Here is an 18,577-nt window from a genome sequence, read left to right on the forward strand (position 1 = left end):
CGCGGGCCGTGCGACGGGACGGATCGCCGTCGCACGACCCGGTGCCGGGCGCGATCAGTAGTAGTCGGCCCGGGGGTTCCACGTCGAGATCGCCCAGATGACCACGACGTCCAAGGCGATGATCAGGATCGACCACCACGGGTAGTACGGCAACCACAGGAAATTCGCCAGAATGGACAGCGCGGCGATGATGATGGCCGCCACCCGTGCCCACGTCGCGCCGGTGATCAGCGCGATGCCGACGACGACGATCACGACACCCATGACGATGTGGATCCATCCCCAGGTCGTGAGATCGAACTTGAAAGTGTACTCCTGGCCCTGGACGATCACTTCGTCCTCGGCGACCGCCGCAATCCCCTGGAAGAACTGCAGGACTCCGATCGTGGCCATGATGACCGCGGCTCCGATCGACGTCCCCGCCGCGACGGCCTGTTTCGTGGACATGGGTTCCGGTTCGACATGCACGTTGTGTGACACGGTCGTCTCCCTCTCCGAACGGATCTGACGGGTCGAGTGTGCGCCGGGTTGCACAGGTCCAGCAGGGACTTTCGTCCCATTCTCGGTATCGGCGCGGTCACGCACCCCTCGCGCTCCTTCTTTCGGCGACGAGGCGGGAGCAATCCGGTTGCCTGCCCGAAGACAGCCTGCCCGAAAACCGGATGCGCGCAGACATGTGCGAGCTATCGTCGAACATGCAGTGGACCGGTTCTCCGTTCCCCGGTCGGCGTCGCCACCATGCGGGTGTGGCGCCGTGAAACCGCCCGAACTGCTGCCGAAGACCGATCCCGTCGCTGAAACGAGGCACCCGGTGACCGATTCCGACATCGACGAGATGGGTCCGGTCGACTATCTCGTCATCGAGTTCCCCGCCGACCGTCCGCCCGACGGGTCGGCGCTGCCCCTGCTGCGCGATCTCGTCGAGCGCGGCATCGTCCGAGTGCTGGACCTGGCGTTCGTCCAGAAGGATCCGGACGGCTCCGTCGCCGGGATCGACATCGCCGACGTCGGGCTCGAAGGCGAGGTCGATGTCACGCTGTTCGCGGAGGCCGCCTCCGGTCTGCTCGACGACACCGACTTCGCCGAAGCCGGCGCCGCACTCGAGCCGGGCTGTTCGGCGGCTGTGCTCGTGTACGAGAACACGTGGGCAGCACCCTTTGCTCGCGCTCTGCGCCGCAACGGCGCCCAGCTCGTCGCGTCGGGCCGGATTCCCGTGCAGAGCATCCTGTCGTCCCTGGATCGGATCGAGTCCGAAAGCTGAGAACAGACAGAGGGATTCGGCTACGTCGATCCTTCGAGTATGCAGAGGAGTGCGTCATGCCCGGACTGCTGCGGGGCGTCGCCCGCACGGCCGTGGTGGCGGGAACCGCCACCGCCGTCTCCAACCGTGTGTCCCGGCGACAGGGCCAGCGCTGGGCGGGGCAGGAGCAGGCGCGATACGAACGCTACGAGCAGTATCCGCCTGAACCCGCCCCGCCGCCCGCCGCCCCGGCCGCGCCCGTCGCCCAAGGAGGGACGGACCGGATCGCCGCATTGAAGGACCTCGCCGAGCTGAAGGCGCAGGGCGTGCTCACCGAGGCCGAGTTCGAAGCCGAGAAGGCCCGAATCCTGGCTTCCTGACCAGCCGACGGCACGCCCGACCGCGGTGAATCATCCTGCGGGCGGGCGTGTCCCGGCGCCTTCGGGCCCCACATGCTCGAAGTCTCGGTCATCCGCTTCCCGAGTCGTACGTGCGGCCGGATCGTAGGTGCGCGATCGTGATTCGCTGTCAGCGGTGATGGACACGCTGCGGTGCCACTGCGGCCGCGACGGGGATGGGGGCCGTCGGCGCCGAACGTCGGCGTCGCCGCAGTACCTTCTCGCCTTCGATGACGACCGGAACGAGGAGCGACCAACCCACGCAGGCGAGCCACTGGCCGCCGGTCAGTGAGGTGGTCATCAGCAGATCCTGGAGGAAGCCGGCCTCGACGGCGAACACTGTGACGACGACGGGGATGGACAGGATTCCGAGCGCCCTCAGGACCGGAGCGGTCATCCCCGAGTCCGGGTCTCGGCGCAGGGCGAGTCCGCTCAGGATGGAACCGAACGACAAGACCACGAATGCGGTCGTCATCGGGACGTTGGCCGCGGTGGGGCTCATCTCGCCGGGAGCGAGGAGCATCGCAGCGAGGGTGACGGCGAACTGCAGGATGCCATATGCCAGCCACTGCAGTAGCGCCGTGCGGTTCGCGATCGGCACCCCGGGGTCGCGGGGCGTCTTGGTCATCAGGTTCGGCGGTGGCGGGTCGAGCATGATGACCGCAACCGGAAAGAGGGTGATGAAGAAGTGCTGGAACAGCACCATCAGCGGCGTGAGCGCGACGCCGTCGTTGATGTCGAAGATGCTCGCGACGAGGAACAGCAGGACGAGTGAGAACAGCTTGGACATCTGGTAGCGGATGTAGGACACGATCTTGTCGTAGATGCTGCGTCCCAACCTGATCGCGGTGATCAACGTCCCGAAGTTGTCGTCCGTGAGCACCATCTTGCCGGCCTGCTTGGTGACCTCGCTGCCCGAGCCCATGGCCACCCCGATGTCGGCCTTCTTCAGGGCCGCGGCGTCGTTGACGGCATCGCCGGTCATGGCCACTACCGCGCCGCTCCGCTGCATGAGGTCGGCCAGCCGCAGCTTGTCCTGCGGAGTGACGCGGCCGAAGACGTGCAGGTTCGGCAACGCTGCCGTCAGTTCCTCGTCCGACATGGCGTGCAGTTCGGCCCCGCCGATCGCGCCCGGCCCGAGACCGAGTTCGGCACCGATCGCCGACGCTGTGATCGCGTGGTCGCCGGTGATCATGCGGACCTCGATGCCGGCCGCTCGCGCGGTGCGGACCGAGTCGACGGCCTCCGGGCGAAGCGGATCGATGATGCCGACCATCCCGACGAAGATGAGCTCACCGACGAACGACATCGGGTCGGCCTGCACCGCCTCTTCCCGACCGTCGAGCAGGCGGACCGCGAACGCCAGCACGCGCAACCCCTGCTCCGAGAGAGTTCGGTTGGCCGCGCCCAGGTCGTCGCGGACCTCCTCGATCGGTACCTCCCGACGGCCCGGCTGGTAGGCGCTGGTGCAGCGGGCGAGGACGACATCGGGTCCACCCTTGACGAGTTCCACGAATCGGGTGGTGCCGTCGACCGGTAGGTGGTGGAACGTCGCCATGAACTTGTAAGCGGAGTCGAACGGCACCTCCGCGACCCGCGGATACGTCCGCCGGGTCAGCGGAGCGTCGATCCCGATCTTCGCGGCGAGCACCACGAGCGCGGCCTCGGTGGGATCGCCGACGATGTCGCCGGTGTCGGAGACGGTGGCGTCGCTGTCCAGGCACAGGCCGTACGCGAGCAGGGTGAAGTCCGGAACCTCCAGGCCAGCAGCCTGGGCAATCCTCCCCGTCTTGTCGTAGCCCTCGCCGTCCACGGTGTACCAGCGGCCGTGGAAGTACAGGGACCGGACGGTCATCTGGTTCATGGTCAAGGTGCCGGTCTTGTCCGAGTTGATCGCGCTGGTGGCACCGAGTGTCTCGACGTCGGTGAGGTTCTTCACGACGGCCTTGGCGTCCGCCAGTTGACGAGCCCCGAAGGCGAGCATGGCCTGGACGAACGTGGGCAGACCGGTGGGGATGGCGGACACCCCCATGGAGATGCCCAGCAGCAGCAGCGTCGCCAGTTCCTGCCCCCGAACCAACCCGATGATCACGATGATCGCGACCGCAGCCCACGCAATGATCCCGAGAATCTTGGTCAGTGAGTCCAGCTCGCGCTGAAGCGGCGACTTGCTCGGTGCGACGGCCGACAGCATCGACGCGATCCGGCCCATCTCCGTGTGCATGCCGGTTTCCGTGACGATCATCGTGGCGGTGCCCCGGGTGACCGACGTGTTCTGGAAGACCATGTTGCTGCGGTCGCCGAGGGCGACATCGGTGGTGTCGAGCGTGTGGGGGTCCTTCGGGACGGGGGTACTTTCACCCGTCAGCGCCGCCTCCTGCGTCTCGAGGGTGGCCGTCGTGAGCAGCCGACCGTCGGCGGGCACGATGTCGCCGGCCTCCACTTGCACGATGTCGCCCGGGACGAGGTCGGTGGCGGCGAGCTGAACCAGGATGCCGTCACGGATCACGCGCGTCTGCGGGGTCTGCATCCTCGCGAGCGCATCGACGCTGGCACGAGCCTTCAGTTCCTGTTGCGTGCCCAGCACGATGTTGAGTCCGACGAGCACCACGACCACGATCGCCGTCGGTACCTCACCGATGACGATGCTGACGACGGCGACCGCGACCAGCATCAGGTTCATCGGATCTTCGAGCTGCCGAAGCGCGATCGCCCACATCGACGGTCCGGGCTCGGAGGCGATCTCGTTGAGGCCGTACCGGCGGCGGCGGGCACCGGCTTCTCCCGCGGTCAACCCCGAGTGCCGATCCGAGTTCAGCACCGCGACAACGGTATCCGGCTCCTGGACGTGCCAGGTGTTCCGCTCGGCCTGCACGTCGTCGGTGTCGGTGGGATGCCCCTGATCCGGGGGGTGTTCGGTGAGAGCCATGATCGCTTCTCCTCGCCGGAGACGACTCGTCGGAGACGACTCCTCAGAAGGGCGTGGGGATCCAGTGCAGTTGCTGCCTGGGCGTCCGGTATCCGTGCGGACCCCGACGCTCCGGCAGGGTGATGTCGCGGTGTTCGAGCGGTTCGTAGGGAATCTGGCTCAGCAGGTGGCTGACGACATTGAGCCGGCCGCGCTTCTTGTCGTCGTTGTCGGCGACATACCAGGGTGCCCAGCCGGTGTCGGTGTAGCGGAACATCTCGTCGCGTGCCCGCGAATAGTCGTACCACCGGCTGTACGACTGTAGATCGAGGTCCGAGAGTTTCCAGATCCTGCGCGGATCGTCGATCCGGCGTTGCAGCCGCACCGTCTGCTGTTCCTGACTCACCTCGAGCCAGTACTTGAGCAGAACGATGCCCGAGTCGACGATCGCCCGTTCGACCGCGGGCGTCATCTCGAGGAAGTGCCGCGCTTCCTCGTCGGTACAGAACCCCATCACCCGTTCGACTCCCGCGCGGTTGTACCAACTGCGGTCGAAGATCACCACCTCGCCACCGGCCGGCAGATGCGGAAGGTACCGCTGCACGTACATCTGGCTCTTCTCGCGCTCGGTCGGCGCGGGCAGGGCGACCACGCGGAACACACGCGGGCTGACGCGTTCGGTGATCGCCTTGATGACGCCGCCCTTTCCGGCGGTGTCGCGGCCCTCGAACAGAATGCAGACTTTCGCGCCGGAGGATCTGACCCATTCCTGCATGGCGACGAGTTCACCCTGGAGCGGTTTGAGACGTCGTAGATACTCCTTGTTCTTCATCGGCTTCTTCGCCGGCGTTCCCGGTTCCGCAGCGGGCGAACGGAGCTCCCCGGCTTCGTCAACGCGCTTCCGGCCGTGGCCGCCCTTCGGTGCCTTCTTCCGGGCCGATTTGGAACCCATGACCGAATCTCCCGATGTGTGGACTGGAGGCGAGGGGCCTCATCGAACGGCCGGCACTTCCGGAGCGATCGCCGGAAGGTGCATGGAAGCGATTTTCCATCAGTGCCGAGAAATCCGCCGGATTTCGACCATTTCGCCGGCTCGATCGGGGCGACGCAACGGCGGCGGTGGACGCTCGAAATTGCCACCTTGGGTTCTTCGAATGCCCCAGAATGTCACTGGCCACGTTGTGCACGAGTCAGTGCATCTCTTTGTCGAGCGGAAGGGCTCGCCATGCCGGACAGTCTCGACTCTCCGCGCCCGTCCTCGACCCTGCGGCGGATGCTCGTGCCGCTCGCTCTGGCACAGTTCATCTGCAGCTTCGCCGGGTCGAACATGAACGTGATGATCAACGACATCAGTGCGGATCTCGGGACGACCGTGCAGGGTGTGCAGACCGCGATCACCGTGTTCCTGCTGGTGATGGCCGCGTTCATGATCCCCGGAGGCAAGCTGACCGACCGGTGGGGGCGTAAGCGGTGCTTTGTGCTCGGTCTCGTTCTGTACGGCATCGGAGCATTGATCAGCGCGGTCTCGCCCAACCTCGGGGTACTGATCATCGGCAACTCGATCCTCGAAGGGGTGGGCACCGCGCTGCTGATTCCGCCGGTGTACATCCTCACCACGATGCTCTTCAGTGATCTGACCTCTCGAGCGCGGGCATTCGGTGTCATCACCGGGATGGGCGGCATCGGAGCGGCAGCAGGTCCGCTGATCGGTGGTGTCATCACCACCGGCATCGACTGGCGCGCGGCCTTCGTGTTCCAGGCGCTGATCATCGGAGCCATCCTCGTGCTCAGCCGGGGGATCGTGGACCCGGTGCCTCCCGACCCGGCGCGACCGTTCGACGCCGTCGGCGCCCTCCTTTCCGCCGCCGGCCTGGTCTGTCTCGTGATGGGGATCCTGCAGGCAGACACCGATGTCGTCCTGATGGCGATCCTGGTCGTGGTGGGAGCGCTGTTCATCATGGGGTTCCTGCTGTACGTGCGGGCCCGTGAACGGGCCGGCAAGGAGCCACTGCTGTCGCTGTCACTGTTCCGCAACCGCACCTCGAACCTCGCGCTGGTGACGCAGAACATCCAGTGGCTGCTGCTGATGGGGATCGCGTTCGTCGTTTCCGCCTTCCTGCAGGTCGTCCGGGGATACAACGCGATCGAGACCGGCGTGATCTTCACCGCGGCCACCGCCGGCATCCTCGGTGCCTCGCTCGTGGCGGAGCGGCTGACGGCGAAGTACCCGCAGCGCACGCTGATCACAGCCGGGTTCGTCACCACCCTCGCGGGTGTCGGTGTCCTTCTCCTGCTCGTGCGGGCTTGGACGAGTGCATGGGCATTCACGCCAGGGCTGCTGCTCATCGGCATCGGACTCGGGACGATGCTGACGCCGTCGGTCAACGTGGTGCAGTCCGCATTCGCGGAGGAGCGTCAAGGCGAGATCTCGGGGTTGTCGCGGTGCGTATCCAATCTCGGATCGTCGCTGGGTACGGCTGTGGCGGGTACCGTCCTGGTCGCCGGGTTGACCTCGCCCGACCGCGCGTACGCGCTGGCCATGACAGTGCTGGCCGTCCTCGGTCTGATCGGGTTGGTGGCGGCGCTGCTTCTCCCCGGCACACCCGATCGAACTCCGGCACCACGTTGACGGTTTCGGGGGCTTTGCGTATATGGGCGGCGTACGATATGTACGGTCGTCCCGCAAAAGGGGCCACATGGATGCGAGATGAGCATGCCGGGTGCTGGTGCCGACGCTGTCACGGTCGATCGGCTTACCACCGATTTCGGTGGCGATGTACCACCCGCGGTCCTCGAGGCCGCGGTGGTGGTGGGCGTCGGTAATTCGAGCGGGGTTCCGGAGTCGGATCTGCCGGAACCCGGGGGACGGTTCCTCCGTCGGGGTCCGCTGAACTCGGTCGAGTCGCGGACGACGGCGGTACCGTAGCGCGCCGGGATCGCCGTAGCAGGATCCGAGAATTTCATTCCGGCCGGCTTCGGGAAATCACCTTGCCGGTCCGGTCGAGGAGGCTGACCTGATGGATTCCTTCTGGGATTACGTGTGGTACACGGTCGTCGTATTCGCCTTCGTGGCGTATCTGATCGTGCTGTTCCAGATTCTCGTCGACCTGTTCCGCGATCACACCGTATCCGGCTTCGCCAAGGCGGTGTGGGTGGTCGTGCTGGTGCTCTTCCCGTACATCAGCGCACTGGTCTACCTGATCGTCCGAGGCCGGGGGATGGCGCTACGGGCGCAGCAGGCACAGGCGGAAGCCAAGCAGGCCACCGACGAGTACATCCGGAACGTCGCGGCCGGCAAGTCCCCGGCCGAGCAGATCGCCGACGCCAAGGCGCTACTCGACTCGGGTGCGATCACGGCCGCCGAGTTCGAGCACCTCAAAGCTCAGGCGCTGGGACGGGGTACCGCTGGTCGTGACGGCGTCCCCGTCGGCTGAGTCGCGAGCGGGACCGGAAGTCCGGTGCGATCGTCCTTTCATCATGTCGGTGAGGGCAGGTGGCCGGCAGTCGAATTCGTGATCGGGTCCGTTGCGGCAGAAGTAGATTCCAACTCTCGGGGACGGATCCGGCGGAGTCGGCCGGTGCACGCGGAAGGAGTGCGACATGGTCTACAGTGCCCTCGACCCGAGGAGCGATGTCCGTCCCGCGTCGGCGCGGTCGGCTCCGCAGCCGGCCACCAGCGACCTGAGGCGGGTCCGCACCCGGGACGTGCCCCCACCGGGCGGGGACGAAGCCGTGCAGCTCGAGCTGATCGTCACTCGCCTCGCCGTGCGCTTTCCGTCGATGTCGCGCGGCGACATCGAGGTCGTGGTGCGGACCGTCGAGAAGCGGTTCGCCGACGCGAAGGTCCGGGACTTCCTGTCCCTGTTGATCGAGAAGGCAGCCCGCCGCGAGATCGATGAGGGCACAGCGTCGTCTCGGATCGAACTCGCGTAGGCGGACGGCGATGACAGCGCACGGACCCAGGGTGGAGGACGAACCGGCGGCGAGCACGCCCGGGAAGCAGAACAGCGGAGTCCGTGCTGCCGGCACCGAGCCCCAGGACGCGCCGAGTGCGGACGACACGGATCGCGAGACCGGGCGCCGCCGGAGGTTGCTGTTCGTCACCCTTCCGGGGTGCTGGGGCGCACTGCTCTTCGCGTGCCTGTCGTTCACGCCGTCGCTGCTGCCTCGAGGAGGCCTGCTCCAGGGCGTGATCTGCGGCATCACCGCCGCGATCGGCTACGGGCTGGGAGTATTCGCGGCGTACGTGTGGCGCGCCTTCGCCGATCGCGGTCCCCGGCGCCCGCGGCGCGGCTCCTGGTACGTCTTCCTCGCCGCGGCGACGGTGCTGTTCGTCGGCTCCTTCGCCGCCGGACAATACTGGCAGCACCAGATCCGCACGTTGATGGGAGTCACCGAGTACAACGTCGCGCTCGTCGTCCTCTCGCCGTTCGTGGCAGTGCTCGTCTTCGGTCTCCTGCTCGCGATCGGACGTGGCGTGCGGGGCGCGTACCGGTGGCTGACCACTCTGCTCGACAGATGGATCGGGCATCGCGCGGCGAGGGTGCTCGGGTGGATCGCGGTCGCCTGGCTGGTCTACGCGGTCGTCTCGGGTGTGCTGCTCGGTGGCCTCGTCAACGTCGCCAACTCCGCATTCTCTCTGCGCGACACCACGACTCCCGAGGGCGTGCAGCAACCCGAGACGAGCCTGCGATCGGGTGGACCGGGTTCGGTGGTGCCGTGGGACTCGTTGGGGTACCAGGGGCGCACCTTCATCGGCTCGGGCCCCACCACCGAGGAGATCGCACAGTTCGTCGGCCGCCCGGCTGTGGAGCCGATTCGGACGTATGCCGGTCTGGCGTCGGCGGACGACTCCGAGGCTCGGGCAGCGGCGGCGGTCCAGGATCTGGAGCGTGCCGGAGGCTTCGAGCGGGCGAATCTGCTCGTGGTCACGACCACGGGGAGCGGGTGGGTGGACCCGGCGCTGGTGGATTCGTTCGAGTACCTCACCGGGGGCGACGCGGCGACCGTGACGGTCCAGTATTCGTACCTGCCGTCGTGGATCTCCTATCTGGTGGACCAATCGAAGGCTCGGCAGGCCGGTCGCGATCTGTTCGACGCGGTGTACGACGTGTGGTCGAAGCTGCCCCAGGACGCCCGTCCCCGACTGTTCGTCGCCGGAGAGAGTCTCGGCTCGTTCGGCGGCGAGACCGCCTTCAGCGGCGAATACGATCTGCGTAACCGCACCTCGGGAACCGTGTTCGCCGGGCCCCCCAACTTCAACACGCTGTTCCGGGAATTCAGCGACCGGCGTGAACCCGGCAGTCCGGAGGTCGAACCGGTCTACAAGGACGGGCGCACCGTGCGGTTCACCAACGATCCGCAGGGCGGCATTCCTCCCGCGGATCGTCCGTGGGACGGCAGCCGGGTGCTGTACCTGATGCATCCGTCCGATCCCATCGTGTGGTGGGGCCCGAATCTGATTCTCCGCGAACCGGACTGGATCGGGGAGGCACCCGGCCGGGACGTGCTCGAGGACATGGTCTGGATTCCGTTCGTCACGTTCTGGCAGGTCACCGCCGATCTGCCGTTCTCCACCGGAGTGCCCGGCGGCCACGGCCACAAATACACCGGCGAGTACGTCGACGGCTTGAACACGGTCGTGCAACCGGTGGGGATCACCACCGAGCAACTCGCCACCCTCCGGGACATCATCGACGCGGGGGAGTAGGGCACCGGTCGATGCGGATCGCCGTCCTCCCGCGCACGGCGTTCGGGATCCGGTCGACGCAGCGCGGCACGAGCGGCCGCGTCCCGTCGGATGCCGGCGAGGCCGTGCCACGAAATTCGTTCGCGCGGCAGCAGGTATGCGGACTGCCCGAAGTGCGGTGAGCGCCCTGTGGGCGGTGCCATACTTGCGGAATGTCTCGGAGGCGAGCTCTCGCTCGACTGCCCGGAGTCGAGACGGTACGCGGCTACCGTCGGGACTGGCTGCGCTCGGATCTCGTCGCGGGTCTCGTTCTCACTGCCCTGTTGATCCCCGCCGGCATGGGATACGCCGAGGCGGCGGGACTGCCCGCGTACGCGGGGCTTTACGCGACGATCGTTCCGCTGCTCGCCTACGCGATCGTGGGGCCGTCCAAGATCCTCGTCCTCGGCCCCGATTCGTCGCTGGCGCCGTTGATCGCGGCGGCGGTGGTGCCGCTGGCCGTGACCGACGACCCCGAGAGCGCCCTCGCATTGGCCGGCGTCCTCGCCGTGCTCGTGGGTGCCATCATGATCGCGGGCGGATTCCTGAACCTCGGCTTCGTCACCGAGCTGCTGTCCAAGCCGTTGCGGCTGGGATACCTCAACGCCATCGCGCTCGTCGTCATCGTCGGGCAGTTGCCGAAGCTGCTGGGCTTCTCGGTGGACGCGTCCGGGTTGCTCGGTGAGATCGGCGCGATCGCCCGCGCGGTGGGGGACGGGCAGGTGGATCCGACAGCTGCCTGGGTCGGAGTCGCATCGCTGCTGGTCATCGTGGGTTTCAAGGTGCTGCATTCGAGGGTCCCGGGGGTGCTCGTCGCGGTCGTGGGAGCCGTGATCGTGGCCGCGGTGGCGGATCTGAGCGACGACATCGACATGGTCGGCGCACTGCCCGAGGGCCTGCCGCGTCCCTCGTTCGGCGGGGTCGACTGGGGTGACGTCGCGTCTCTGGTGGGACCGGCCGCGGGCATCGCGCTGATCGCATTCGCCGACTCCGGTGTGCTCTCCCGCACCTTCGCTGCCCGGCGGGGGGAAAGCGTCGACGGGAACACGGAGATGAAGGCGATCGGGGTCGCCAACGTGGCCAGTGGCATGTTCGGGGGGTTTCCCATCTCTGCCAGCGGATCGCGCACGCCTGTGGCAGAGCAGAGCGGGGCGCGTACCCAGCTTGCCGGCGTGGTCGGCGCCGTGGCGGTGCTGTTGTTCGTCCTCCTGGCACCGGGAGTGACCGCGTACCTGCCCCAGGCGACCCTCGGAGCGGTGGTGATCGTCGCGGCGACGGCGCTGGTCGACGTCCGCGGGCTGGTGCAGATGTGGCGTATGAGCCGGACGGAGGCGTTGCTCGCGGCCGCGGCATTCGTCGGCGTCGCACTGGTGGGAGTCCTGCAGGGCATCCTGGTCGCGATCGGACTGTCGTTCCTCGCGGTGGTGGTGCGGGTGTGGCAGCCGTACCGGGCCGAATTGGTGGCCGTGCCCGATCGGGAGGGCTTCCACGACCTCGCCCGTCATCCCGAGGGCCGGCGCATCCCGGGATTGGTCATCGTCCGATTCGACGCACCGCTGTTCTTCGCCAACGGGGAGATGTTCGATCGCTACGTTCGCTCGCTGGTGACCGATTCTCCCCGTCCGGTCGAATGGGTCGTGCTCGCCGCCGAACCCATCATCGGATTGGACACCACCGCGGTCGACGAACTCGTCGACCTCGACCGCTACCTGGAGAGTTGCGGCATCAGGCTGGTGTTCGCGGAGATGAAGGGCCCGATCAAGGATCGGCTGGTGCGGTTCGGTGTGGGCGACCGCTTCGATCCGTCCCGCTTCCATCCCACGCTCGAGGCTGCCGTGGACGCCTTCGAGTCCCGCGATCGGCTGCACGACCCGATCCGACCGGGAGACGACGACGGCGCGGAATCGTGACACCCGGAGCGGTCCGCTCGACCGAACGGCACGTCGCTGTACGACGGTCCCACGATGTGACCTGCGAGCCACGGCTCGATCCGGTTGAGGAGAAAGGTGGGATCCGATGGGAACCGATACGCACGCGCTGCTTCACGGCCCGTTGTTCTCGCGCCGTCGACCGTTGGACCGCGAGAACGCGGCGAGTCGGATCAGCGCCTACGTCTACGGCAATGTCCTCGTCCTTGCGGCGCTGGTGCCGATCGCCACTTCGAGTGAGCGCGTCGGGATTCTCGTCGTCCTCGGCACGGCCCTGTCCACCTTCCTTGCCCATGCCTTCGCCGAAGGCGTGGGTCAGAGTGTCCGAGAAGGAATCACGGTGACTCGAGCGGACAAGATCCGCGAGCTGCGCAACTCCGTACCGATTCTCAGTTCCGCTGTGCTGCCGTGTGCAGTCCTCGGGACCGCGCTGCTGGGATGGCTCGAGCCGAGGACCGCCCAGATCGTGGCCGAAGTCGCGGTGCTGGTCCGCATCGGAGGAATCGTGTGGGTCATCGGCCGGTTGAAGGGCGAACGTCCCACCCGTGCGTCGGTGGTTGCTGCTGCGCTCTTGACCGCGATCGCGACCGTCGTCGTGATCGTGAAGATCGTGCTCACTCACTGACCCTTGTCACGAGGGGGTACCGGACCGCTCGGTTCCGGCGGCAACCTCGGCATTCTCGAGCCGGGGATGGCGCCGGTGTGATGCAATGAGGTGGTGTGCAGATGGATGGCCTACTCGGGCGATCCGATCCTCGTGGAGGACTTGCTGTTCAAGCCCGAGCATTCCCTGATCGACCAGAGCCTGCACTCGCGGCTCGGGGCGACCACCACCAACGGTGACGGATTCGGGATCGGGTGGTACGGCGAGGAGGACGAGCCGGCCGTGTTCAAAGGGGTCGATCCGGCGTGGAACGACCGCAATCTCCGGGAACTCGCCGCCCATGTGCGCACGCCGCTGCTCCTCGCGCACATCCGCGCCTCGACGGGCACACCGGTTCAGCGCAGCAACTGTCATCCGTTCCGTCACGGCCGTTGGCTGTGGATGCACAACGGGGTGCTGAGCGAATTCCGGCGCATCAAACGCGATCTGGTGCTGGCGGTCGATCCGGAACTGTATCCGGACATCGAGGGGTCGACGGATTCGGAGGTACTGTTCTTCCTCGCCCTGACCTTCGGCTTGTCGGACGATCCGATCACCGCGGTCTCCAGGGCCGTCGGGACCGTCGAACATGTCGCTCGCGCCAAGGGCGTCGACGACCCGGTGCAGATGACCGTGGCCACCACCGACGGCGAATCCCTGTGGGTCTTCCGGTACTCGAGCGTGGGCCGCAGCCGCTCGCTGTTCTTTTCCACGGCGGTCGACAAGGTCCGGGCGCTGCATCCGGAGGTGGAGGTGCTGCATCGCCTCGGCCCCGAGACCCGCTTCGTGGTCTCCGAACCACTGCGCGACCTGCCGGGTGCCTGGAACGAGGTGCCCGAGGCGTCCGTCGGAATCGTCCGGCCCGGGGCGGACGAGATCCTCCCGTTCCGGCCGCTCGAGCCGGTCTGACATTCACCGGAAGGAATGTCGCGAGTCGTGCTGGGCACCCGGCCCGGCGGACACATCCGGCAATCAGGAGGAGGCGGCGTGTACACGTACAAGGTGATCGAAGTTCGCGAGAAGATGCTCGGCGGCAAGATGTCGGGTGACAAGCTCGAGCGGCTCCTCAACGAACAGGCCCGACAGGGGTGGCGCTTGAAGGCGATCACGTCGGCGGACATCAAGGGCCGGCTCGGTCCAGGCGGCGTCGAGGGAATGCTCGTGACGTTCGAGCGCGAAGACTGAGACACGCCGGCGGCGCCCGGCGCGTCACCGGAACCGCACGTGTGTGCATCACCGGCGGTACACGACCGACCAGCGGGAGTATGCGATGCGTATCGAAGACTACGGTCTGATCGGAGATCTGCAGAGTGCCGCGCTCGTCGGCCGCGCCGGCAACATCGACTGGTTGTGCCTGCCTCGGTTCGATTCGCCGTCGTGCTTCGCCGCGCTGGTCGGTGACGATCGGCACGGGCACTGGAGTCTGCGCCCGGCAGCCGAGATCACGGGGGTCACGCGGCGGTACCGCCCCGGAACGCTCATCCTGGAGACCGACTTCGAGACCGCGGACGGTGCGGTCCGCGTGATCGACTTCATGCCGCGCCGCGGCGACGGACCTCCGCGGCTCATGCGCATCGTCGAGGGGTTGCGCGGCAGGGTGTCGATGCGGATGCGTCTGTCGCTCCGACCGGACTACGGCACGATCACGCCTTGGGTCGAGCCCGCTGCCGACGGTGTACTCGCCACCGCGGGACCCGACTCGTTCCGGCTGAATACTCCGGTGCCGCTGGGGATATCGGATGGTGATGCGACGGCGGACTTCACCGTCGCCGAGGGGCGACGCGAGCGCTTCACGCTGTGCTGGCACTACTCCTTCGGTCCCCCGCCGTCGGTCGAGGACGCGGACTCGGCGCTGGCCCGCACGCAGGCGTGGTGGCACGAGTGGAGCAGCCGGCTCGAGTACGCCGGACCGTACCGGGACGAGGTACTCACCTCCCTCATCGTGCTCAAGGCCATGACCTACGAGGTGACCGGCGCGCTGATCGCAGCGCCGACGACGTCCCTGCCCGAGGACATCGGGGGAGTGCGCAACTGGGACTACCGGTTCTGCTGGATCCGTGACTCTGTGCTGGCCCTGGAATCCCTTCTCGCCGGCGGATACACCGAGGAGGCGTTCTCGTTCCGCAGTTTCCTCCAGCGGGTCGGCACGGGAGACCCCGCGAAGATCCAGATCATGTACAGCATCGGCGGTGAGCGGCGCTTGACGGAGTTCGAGCTGCCCGACATGCCGGGATACGAGGGATCCGCCCCGGTACGGGTCGGCAACGCCGCCTCGGAACAGTTCCAGCTCGACGTCTACGGCGAACTGATCGGCGTCGCCTTCCTCAGCACCGAGGCCGTGGGGCGGGTCGAACCGCACCTGTGGCCGCGCTGGCGCACTCTGATCGAATACGTCGAGTCGATCTGGGGTGAACCCGACGACGGAATCTGGGAGACCCGCGGGCCGCGGCGGCACTTCACCCAGTCGAAGGTGATGGCATGGGTGGTGTTCGACCGGGCGGTCCGCCTGGTCGAACGTTACGACCTGGACGGTCCGGTCGAACGGTGGAGGCGGCTACGGGACGAGATCCACGACGAGGTGTGCGAGCGCGGCTACGATGCGCAGCGCAACACCTTCACCCAGTACTACGGATCGGAGGAACTCGACGCCAGCGTGCTGACGATTCCGCTCGTCGGCTTCCTGCCGGGCACCGACGAGCGGGTGACTGGCACGATCGACGCGGTCACCCGCGAACTCGGGCGCGACGGGTTCGTCTCGAGGTACTCGACCTCCCGGACGGACGACGGTCTGCCCGGCGACGAAGGCCAGTTCCTGGCGTGCTCGTTCTGGCTGGTCGCTGCGCTCGCCCGCAACGGCCGTGTCGAGCAGGCTCGGACGTTGTTCGAGCGGCTCGCCGCCTTGAGCAACGATCTCGGGTTGCTGGCGGAGGAGTACGACGTCGGACGTCGTCGCCAGGTCGGCAACTTCCCGCAGGCGTTCAGCCACCTGACCCTGATCGGTGCGGCCTACGCGATCGCCGCGGCAGAGGGCGCAGCCGACGAGAGGTGACCGGTACGCGGCACGAGATGTCAGGACTGCCGGCCTCGGTGCCTCGGCACGGCCGGTGGAGGTCAGGACGAGTCTCGCGCGGACAGTTCCTCCAGCAGGATCGGCACGCCGAGGTTGAGCGAGTGGATGCCGACGGTCGTGGCGAGTTTGAGGACTTCGAGAATTTCGTGTGCGGTGACGCCCAGATCGAGTGCGGCCCGGATGTGCCGCTGCAGTCCGGGGCCGTACATGTGGGTGCAGGAGGCATCGACCGCAATGCACAGCAACTGGACGACCTGCGGCGGGAGCACACCGCTTTCGTAGGGTTGCATCGTCGCAGTCAGGTAGTGCTCGGTCCATCCGGGATCGAGTTCGTCGAGTCCGTCCCACATCGGATTCCAACTGCCCTCGCGCTTGAGGCGGTCGACGATGGACGAAGCTGCTTCGTGGGTTGTCATCGGCCACTGCCCTGACCTGCGACGGCTGGAACCAGTTCGCGTTTGAGGATCTTTCCGGTGGCGGTCATGGGCAATACGGTGGCGAACTCGATGTGACGGGGATACTTGTAGCCGGCCATCTGCTCCCTGCACCAGGCGATCAGCTCGGGTTCGGTGATCGGTGCGCCCGGTTCGCGGATGACGAACGCCTTGACTTCCTCGCCGTGACGATCGTCGGGGACGCCGACGACGGCGGCGAGGGAGACGGCCGGGTGGGTCATGAGGACCTCTTCGATCTCGCGGGGGTAGACGTTGAAGCCGCCGCGGACGATGAGGTCCTTGGCGCGGTCGACGATGTAGTAGAACCCGTCCTCGTCACGCCGGGCCAGGTCGCCGGTGCGCAGCCAGCCGTCGCGCATCACCTCGGCGGTCGCCTCGGGTCGTCCGAGGTAGCCGGTCATGATGTTGTGGCCGCGCAGGGCGAGTTCTCCGACGCCGTCGTGGACGGGATTCCAGTGTTCGTCGACGAGAGCGGCCTCGATGCCCCACACCGGTACGCCGATCGAACCGGGACGCGGGGCGCGTTCGGGGTCGCTGAACATCGCCAGCGGCGAGGTTTCGGACAGTCCGTAGCCTTCGAGGATCTGGACATCGAACCTGTCCTTGAACTGCGTGAGGATCTCCACCGGCAGCGCCGCGCCGCCGGAGATCGCCCGACGCATGGTCCGCGCGATCTTTTCGACGTCGACGCCGGCCGCCTTCGCGGCGTCGAGCGCACCGAGCAGCGCCCAGTACATTGTCGGCACCCCGGCGAACACGGTGATGTCGTGCTCGTCCATCAGTTGCAGCGCCGCGGGGGCGTCGAAGCGGGGCATGAGCACGCAGGTGGCACCGACCGACAGTGCGGCGTTCATCGTCACGGTCTGGCCGAAGGAGTGGAACAGCGGCAGGGTGAGCAGATAGGTGTCCGGACGCTGCGGGGTGCTGTCGAACAGGCGGTTCGCGGTCAGGGCGTTGAGCACCATGTTGGCGTGGGTCAGTTCGGCGCCCTTGGGCCGGCCGGTGGTGCCGCTGGTGTAGAGGATCACGGCGGTGTCGACGGGTTCGCGCACGGCGGTGGCGAACGTGTCCGGCTGCTCGGCGGTGGCGTGGGCCAGGGTGGCGACGCCGTCGAGCGGGGACGGGGCCTGCGGATCGCGGGTGATCAGCAGCATGGTGCGGCAACGGTCGGCCCGGTCGAAACCGGCCCTGCCGTATTCGCCGACGGGAAGTTCCGCGGTCCCTTCGAAGCAGAGGTAGAGGGCGGCACCGGAATCGTCGAGGTGATAGGCGATCTCGCGAGGCTTGAGCTGAACGTTCAGGGGCACGACCACCGCGCCGGCCTTGAGGATGCCGTAGTAGACGGCGGGAAACTGGGGGACGTTCGGGCACGAGAGCGCGACCTTGTCGCCCGGCGCGACGCCCTCGGCGACGAGCAGGTTGGCGATCCGGTTGGCCTGCGCGTCGAGTTGCGCGTAGGTGAGTCGTTCGCCGCCGAGGACCAGCGCGGTCCGGTCGGGGTAGCGGCGCGCGGAGTCCTCCAGCAACACGGAGAGATTGAGCATACGAATCGATGTCCTGTCGGAAGGGGACGAGGGGATCAGACGAGGGGAGCGCCGGTGGCGGCGCGGACCTGCTCGTCGGTGACGCCGGGCGCGGTCTCGACCAGGACCAGTCCGTGGTCGGTGACGTCGACGACCGCGAGATCGGTGACGATGCGCTGCACCACGGCTCGGCCGGTGAGGGGCAGCGTGCACTTCTCGACGATCTTCGGATTGCCGTGCTTGTCGGTGTGTTCCATGAGCACGATGACCTTGGCGGCGCCGTGGACCAGGTCCATCGCCCCGCCCATGCCCTTGACCATCGCGCCGGGCACCATCCAGTTCGCGAGGTCACCGGTGGCCGAGACCTGCATCCCGCCGAGCACCGCGGTGTCGATGTGACCGCCGCGGATCATCGAAAAGCTCGTCGCCGAATCGAAGAACGACGCGCCGGGCTCGACCGTGACGGTCTCCTTGCCCGCGTTGATCAGATCCGCGTCCACCTGCTCCTCGGTGGGGTAGGGGCCGGTGCCCAGGATTCCGTTCTCACTGTGCAGGGTGACCTTCACCCCGGCGGGCAGATGGTTCGGGATCAGTGTCGGCAGTCCGATACCGAGGTTGACATATTGGCCGGGCGAGAGTTCGGCCGCGGCACGGGCGGCCATCTCGGTCCGCGACCATCCGAGG

At 67.2% G+C, this 18,577-nt stretch carries 17 protein-coding genes; 11 read left to right on the forward strand and 6 right to left on the reverse strand.

The genetic code is table 11. The features are described from left to right. Positions 1–54: 54 nt before the first annotated feature. The gene (locus tag ACWPQI_RS11470; protein WP_225222415.1) at positions 55–447 is read right to left on the reverse strand and encodes a DUF7144 family membrane protein; all 393 of its coding nucleotides are present in this window, start codon (positions 445–447) and stop codon (positions 55–57) included. Positions 448–811: 364 nt separating this feature from the next. Between ACWPQI_RS11470 and ACWPQI_RS11475 the strand changes: the two genes are divergently transcribed. Further along, complete coding sequence (locus ACWPQI_RS11475; protein ID WP_029540091.1) at positions 812–1,261, forward strand: DUF6325 family protein; 450 nt, start codon at positions 812–814, stop codon at positions 1,259–1,261. A 56-nt stretch (positions 1,262–1,317) separates the two neighbouring features. Then, on the forward strand, positions 1,318–1,620 hold the full coding sequence (locus tag ACWPQI_RS11480) for an SHOCT domain-containing protein (protein WP_003935456.1): 303 nt from the start codon (positions 1,318–1,320) through the stop codon (positions 1,618–1,620). Between the two features lie 148 nt (positions 1,621–1,768). Here the strand turns inward: ACWPQI_RS11480 and ACWPQI_RS11485 are convergent, their stop codons facing one another. Both ACWPQI_RS11485 and ppk2 read right to left on the reverse strand, forming a co-directional pair. Further along, the gene (locus ACWPQI_RS11485) at positions 1,769–4,567 is read right to left on the reverse strand and encodes a cation-translocating P-type ATPase (RefSeq protein ID WP_010595163.1); all 2,799 of its coding nucleotides are present in this window, start codon (positions 4,565–4,567) and stop codon (positions 1,769–1,771) included. A 43-nt stretch (positions 4,568–4,610) separates the two neighbouring features. Then, complete coding sequence (gene ppk2, locus ACWPQI_RS11490; RefSeq protein ID WP_010595162.1) at positions 4,611–5,498, reverse strand: polyphosphate kinase 2; 888 nt, start codon at positions 5,496–5,498, stop codon at positions 4,611–4,613. A gap of 102 nt (positions 5,499–5,600) precedes the next feature. Between ppk2 and ACWPQI_RS11495 the strand changes: the two genes are divergently transcribed. From ACWPQI_RS11495 to ACWPQI_RS11535, 9 genes are all read left to right on the forward strand, one after another. Next, complete coding sequence (locus tag ACWPQI_RS11495) at positions 5,601–7,175, forward strand: MFS transporter (protein WP_234420186.1); 1,575 nt, start codon at positions 5,601–5,603, stop codon at positions 7,173–7,175. A gap of 388 nt (positions 7,176–7,563) precedes the next feature. After that, a complete protein-coding gene (locus tag ACWPQI_RS11500) occupies positions 7,564–7,980 on the forward strand; it encodes an SHOCT domain-containing protein (protein WP_003935451.1) in 417 nt (138 codons plus the stop codon). 166 nt (positions 7,981–8,146) lie between these two features. Beyond that, entirely contained in the window at positions 8,147–8,479 is a 333-nt protein-coding gene (locus ACWPQI_RS11505) for a three-helix bundle dimerization domain-containing protein (protein ID WP_003935450.1), read from the forward strand. A 31-nt stretch (positions 8,480–8,510) separates the two neighbouring features. Continuing rightward, on the forward strand, positions 8,511–10,256 hold the full coding sequence (locus ACWPQI_RS11510) for an alpha/beta hydrolase (RefSeq protein ID WP_474738820.1): 1,746 nt from the start codon (positions 8,511–8,513) through the stop codon (positions 10,254–10,256). Between the two features lie 191 nt (positions 10,257–10,447). Next, positions 10,448–12,184 (forward strand): SulP family inorganic anion transporter, encoded by a 1,737-nt coding sequence (locus tag ACWPQI_RS11515; RefSeq protein ID WP_099527974.1) that lies wholly within the window; start codon positions 10,448–10,450, stop codon positions 12,182–12,184. Positions 12,185–12,290: 106 nt separating this feature from the next. Beyond that, complete coding sequence (locus tag ACWPQI_RS11520) at positions 12,291–12,827, forward strand: hypothetical protein (RefSeq protein ID WP_010595158.1); 537 nt, start codon at positions 12,291–12,293, stop codon at positions 12,825–12,827. Between the two features lie 105 nt (positions 12,828–12,932). Beyond that, entirely contained in the window at positions 12,933–13,754 is an 822-nt protein-coding gene (locus ACWPQI_RS11525) for a class II glutamine amidotransferase (RefSeq protein ID WP_003935446.1), read from the forward strand. Between the two features lie 78 nt (positions 13,755–13,832). Then, complete coding sequence (locus ACWPQI_RS11530) at positions 13,833–14,030, forward strand: DUF4177 domain-containing protein (protein ID WP_003935445.1); 198 nt, start codon at positions 13,833–13,835, stop codon at positions 14,028–14,030. Positions 14,031–14,115: 85 nt separating this feature from the next. Continuing rightward, a complete protein-coding gene (locus tag ACWPQI_RS11535; RefSeq protein ID WP_474738821.1) occupies positions 14,116–15,894 on the forward strand; it encodes a glycoside hydrolase family 15 protein in 1,779 nt (592 codons plus the stop codon). A gap of 62 nt (positions 15,895–15,956) precedes the next feature. Here the strand turns inward: ACWPQI_RS11535 and ACWPQI_RS11540 are convergent, their stop codons facing one another. From ACWPQI_RS11540 to ACWPQI_RS11550, 3 genes are read right to left on the reverse strand one after another with little or no spacing between them, the layout of a single operon-like run. Then, complete coding sequence (locus ACWPQI_RS11540; protein WP_029540089.1) at positions 15,957–16,331, reverse strand: carboxymuconolactone decarboxylase family protein; 375 nt, start codon at positions 16,329–16,331, stop codon at positions 15,957–15,959. Continuing rightward, a complete protein-coding gene (locus tag ACWPQI_RS11545) occupies positions 16,328–17,914 on the reverse strand; it encodes a long-chain-fatty-acid--CoA ligase (RefSeq protein WP_010595155.1) in 1,587 nt (528 codons plus the stop codon). The genes ACWPQI_RS11540 and ACWPQI_RS11545 overlap by 4 nt, the downstream gene beginning before the upstream one ends. A 35-nt stretch (positions 17,915–17,949) precedes the next feature. Beyond that, positions 17,950–18,555, reverse strand: coding sequence for a 3-oxoacid CoA-transferase subunit B (locus ACWPQI_RS11550; protein WP_048773580.1), 606 nt, complete (start codon positions 18,553–18,555; stop codon positions 17,950–17,952). Between the last annotated feature and the right edge of the window lie 22 nt (positions 18,556–18,577).

The sequence above is a fragment of the Rhodococcus sp. LMD genome (assembly GCF_056108245.1).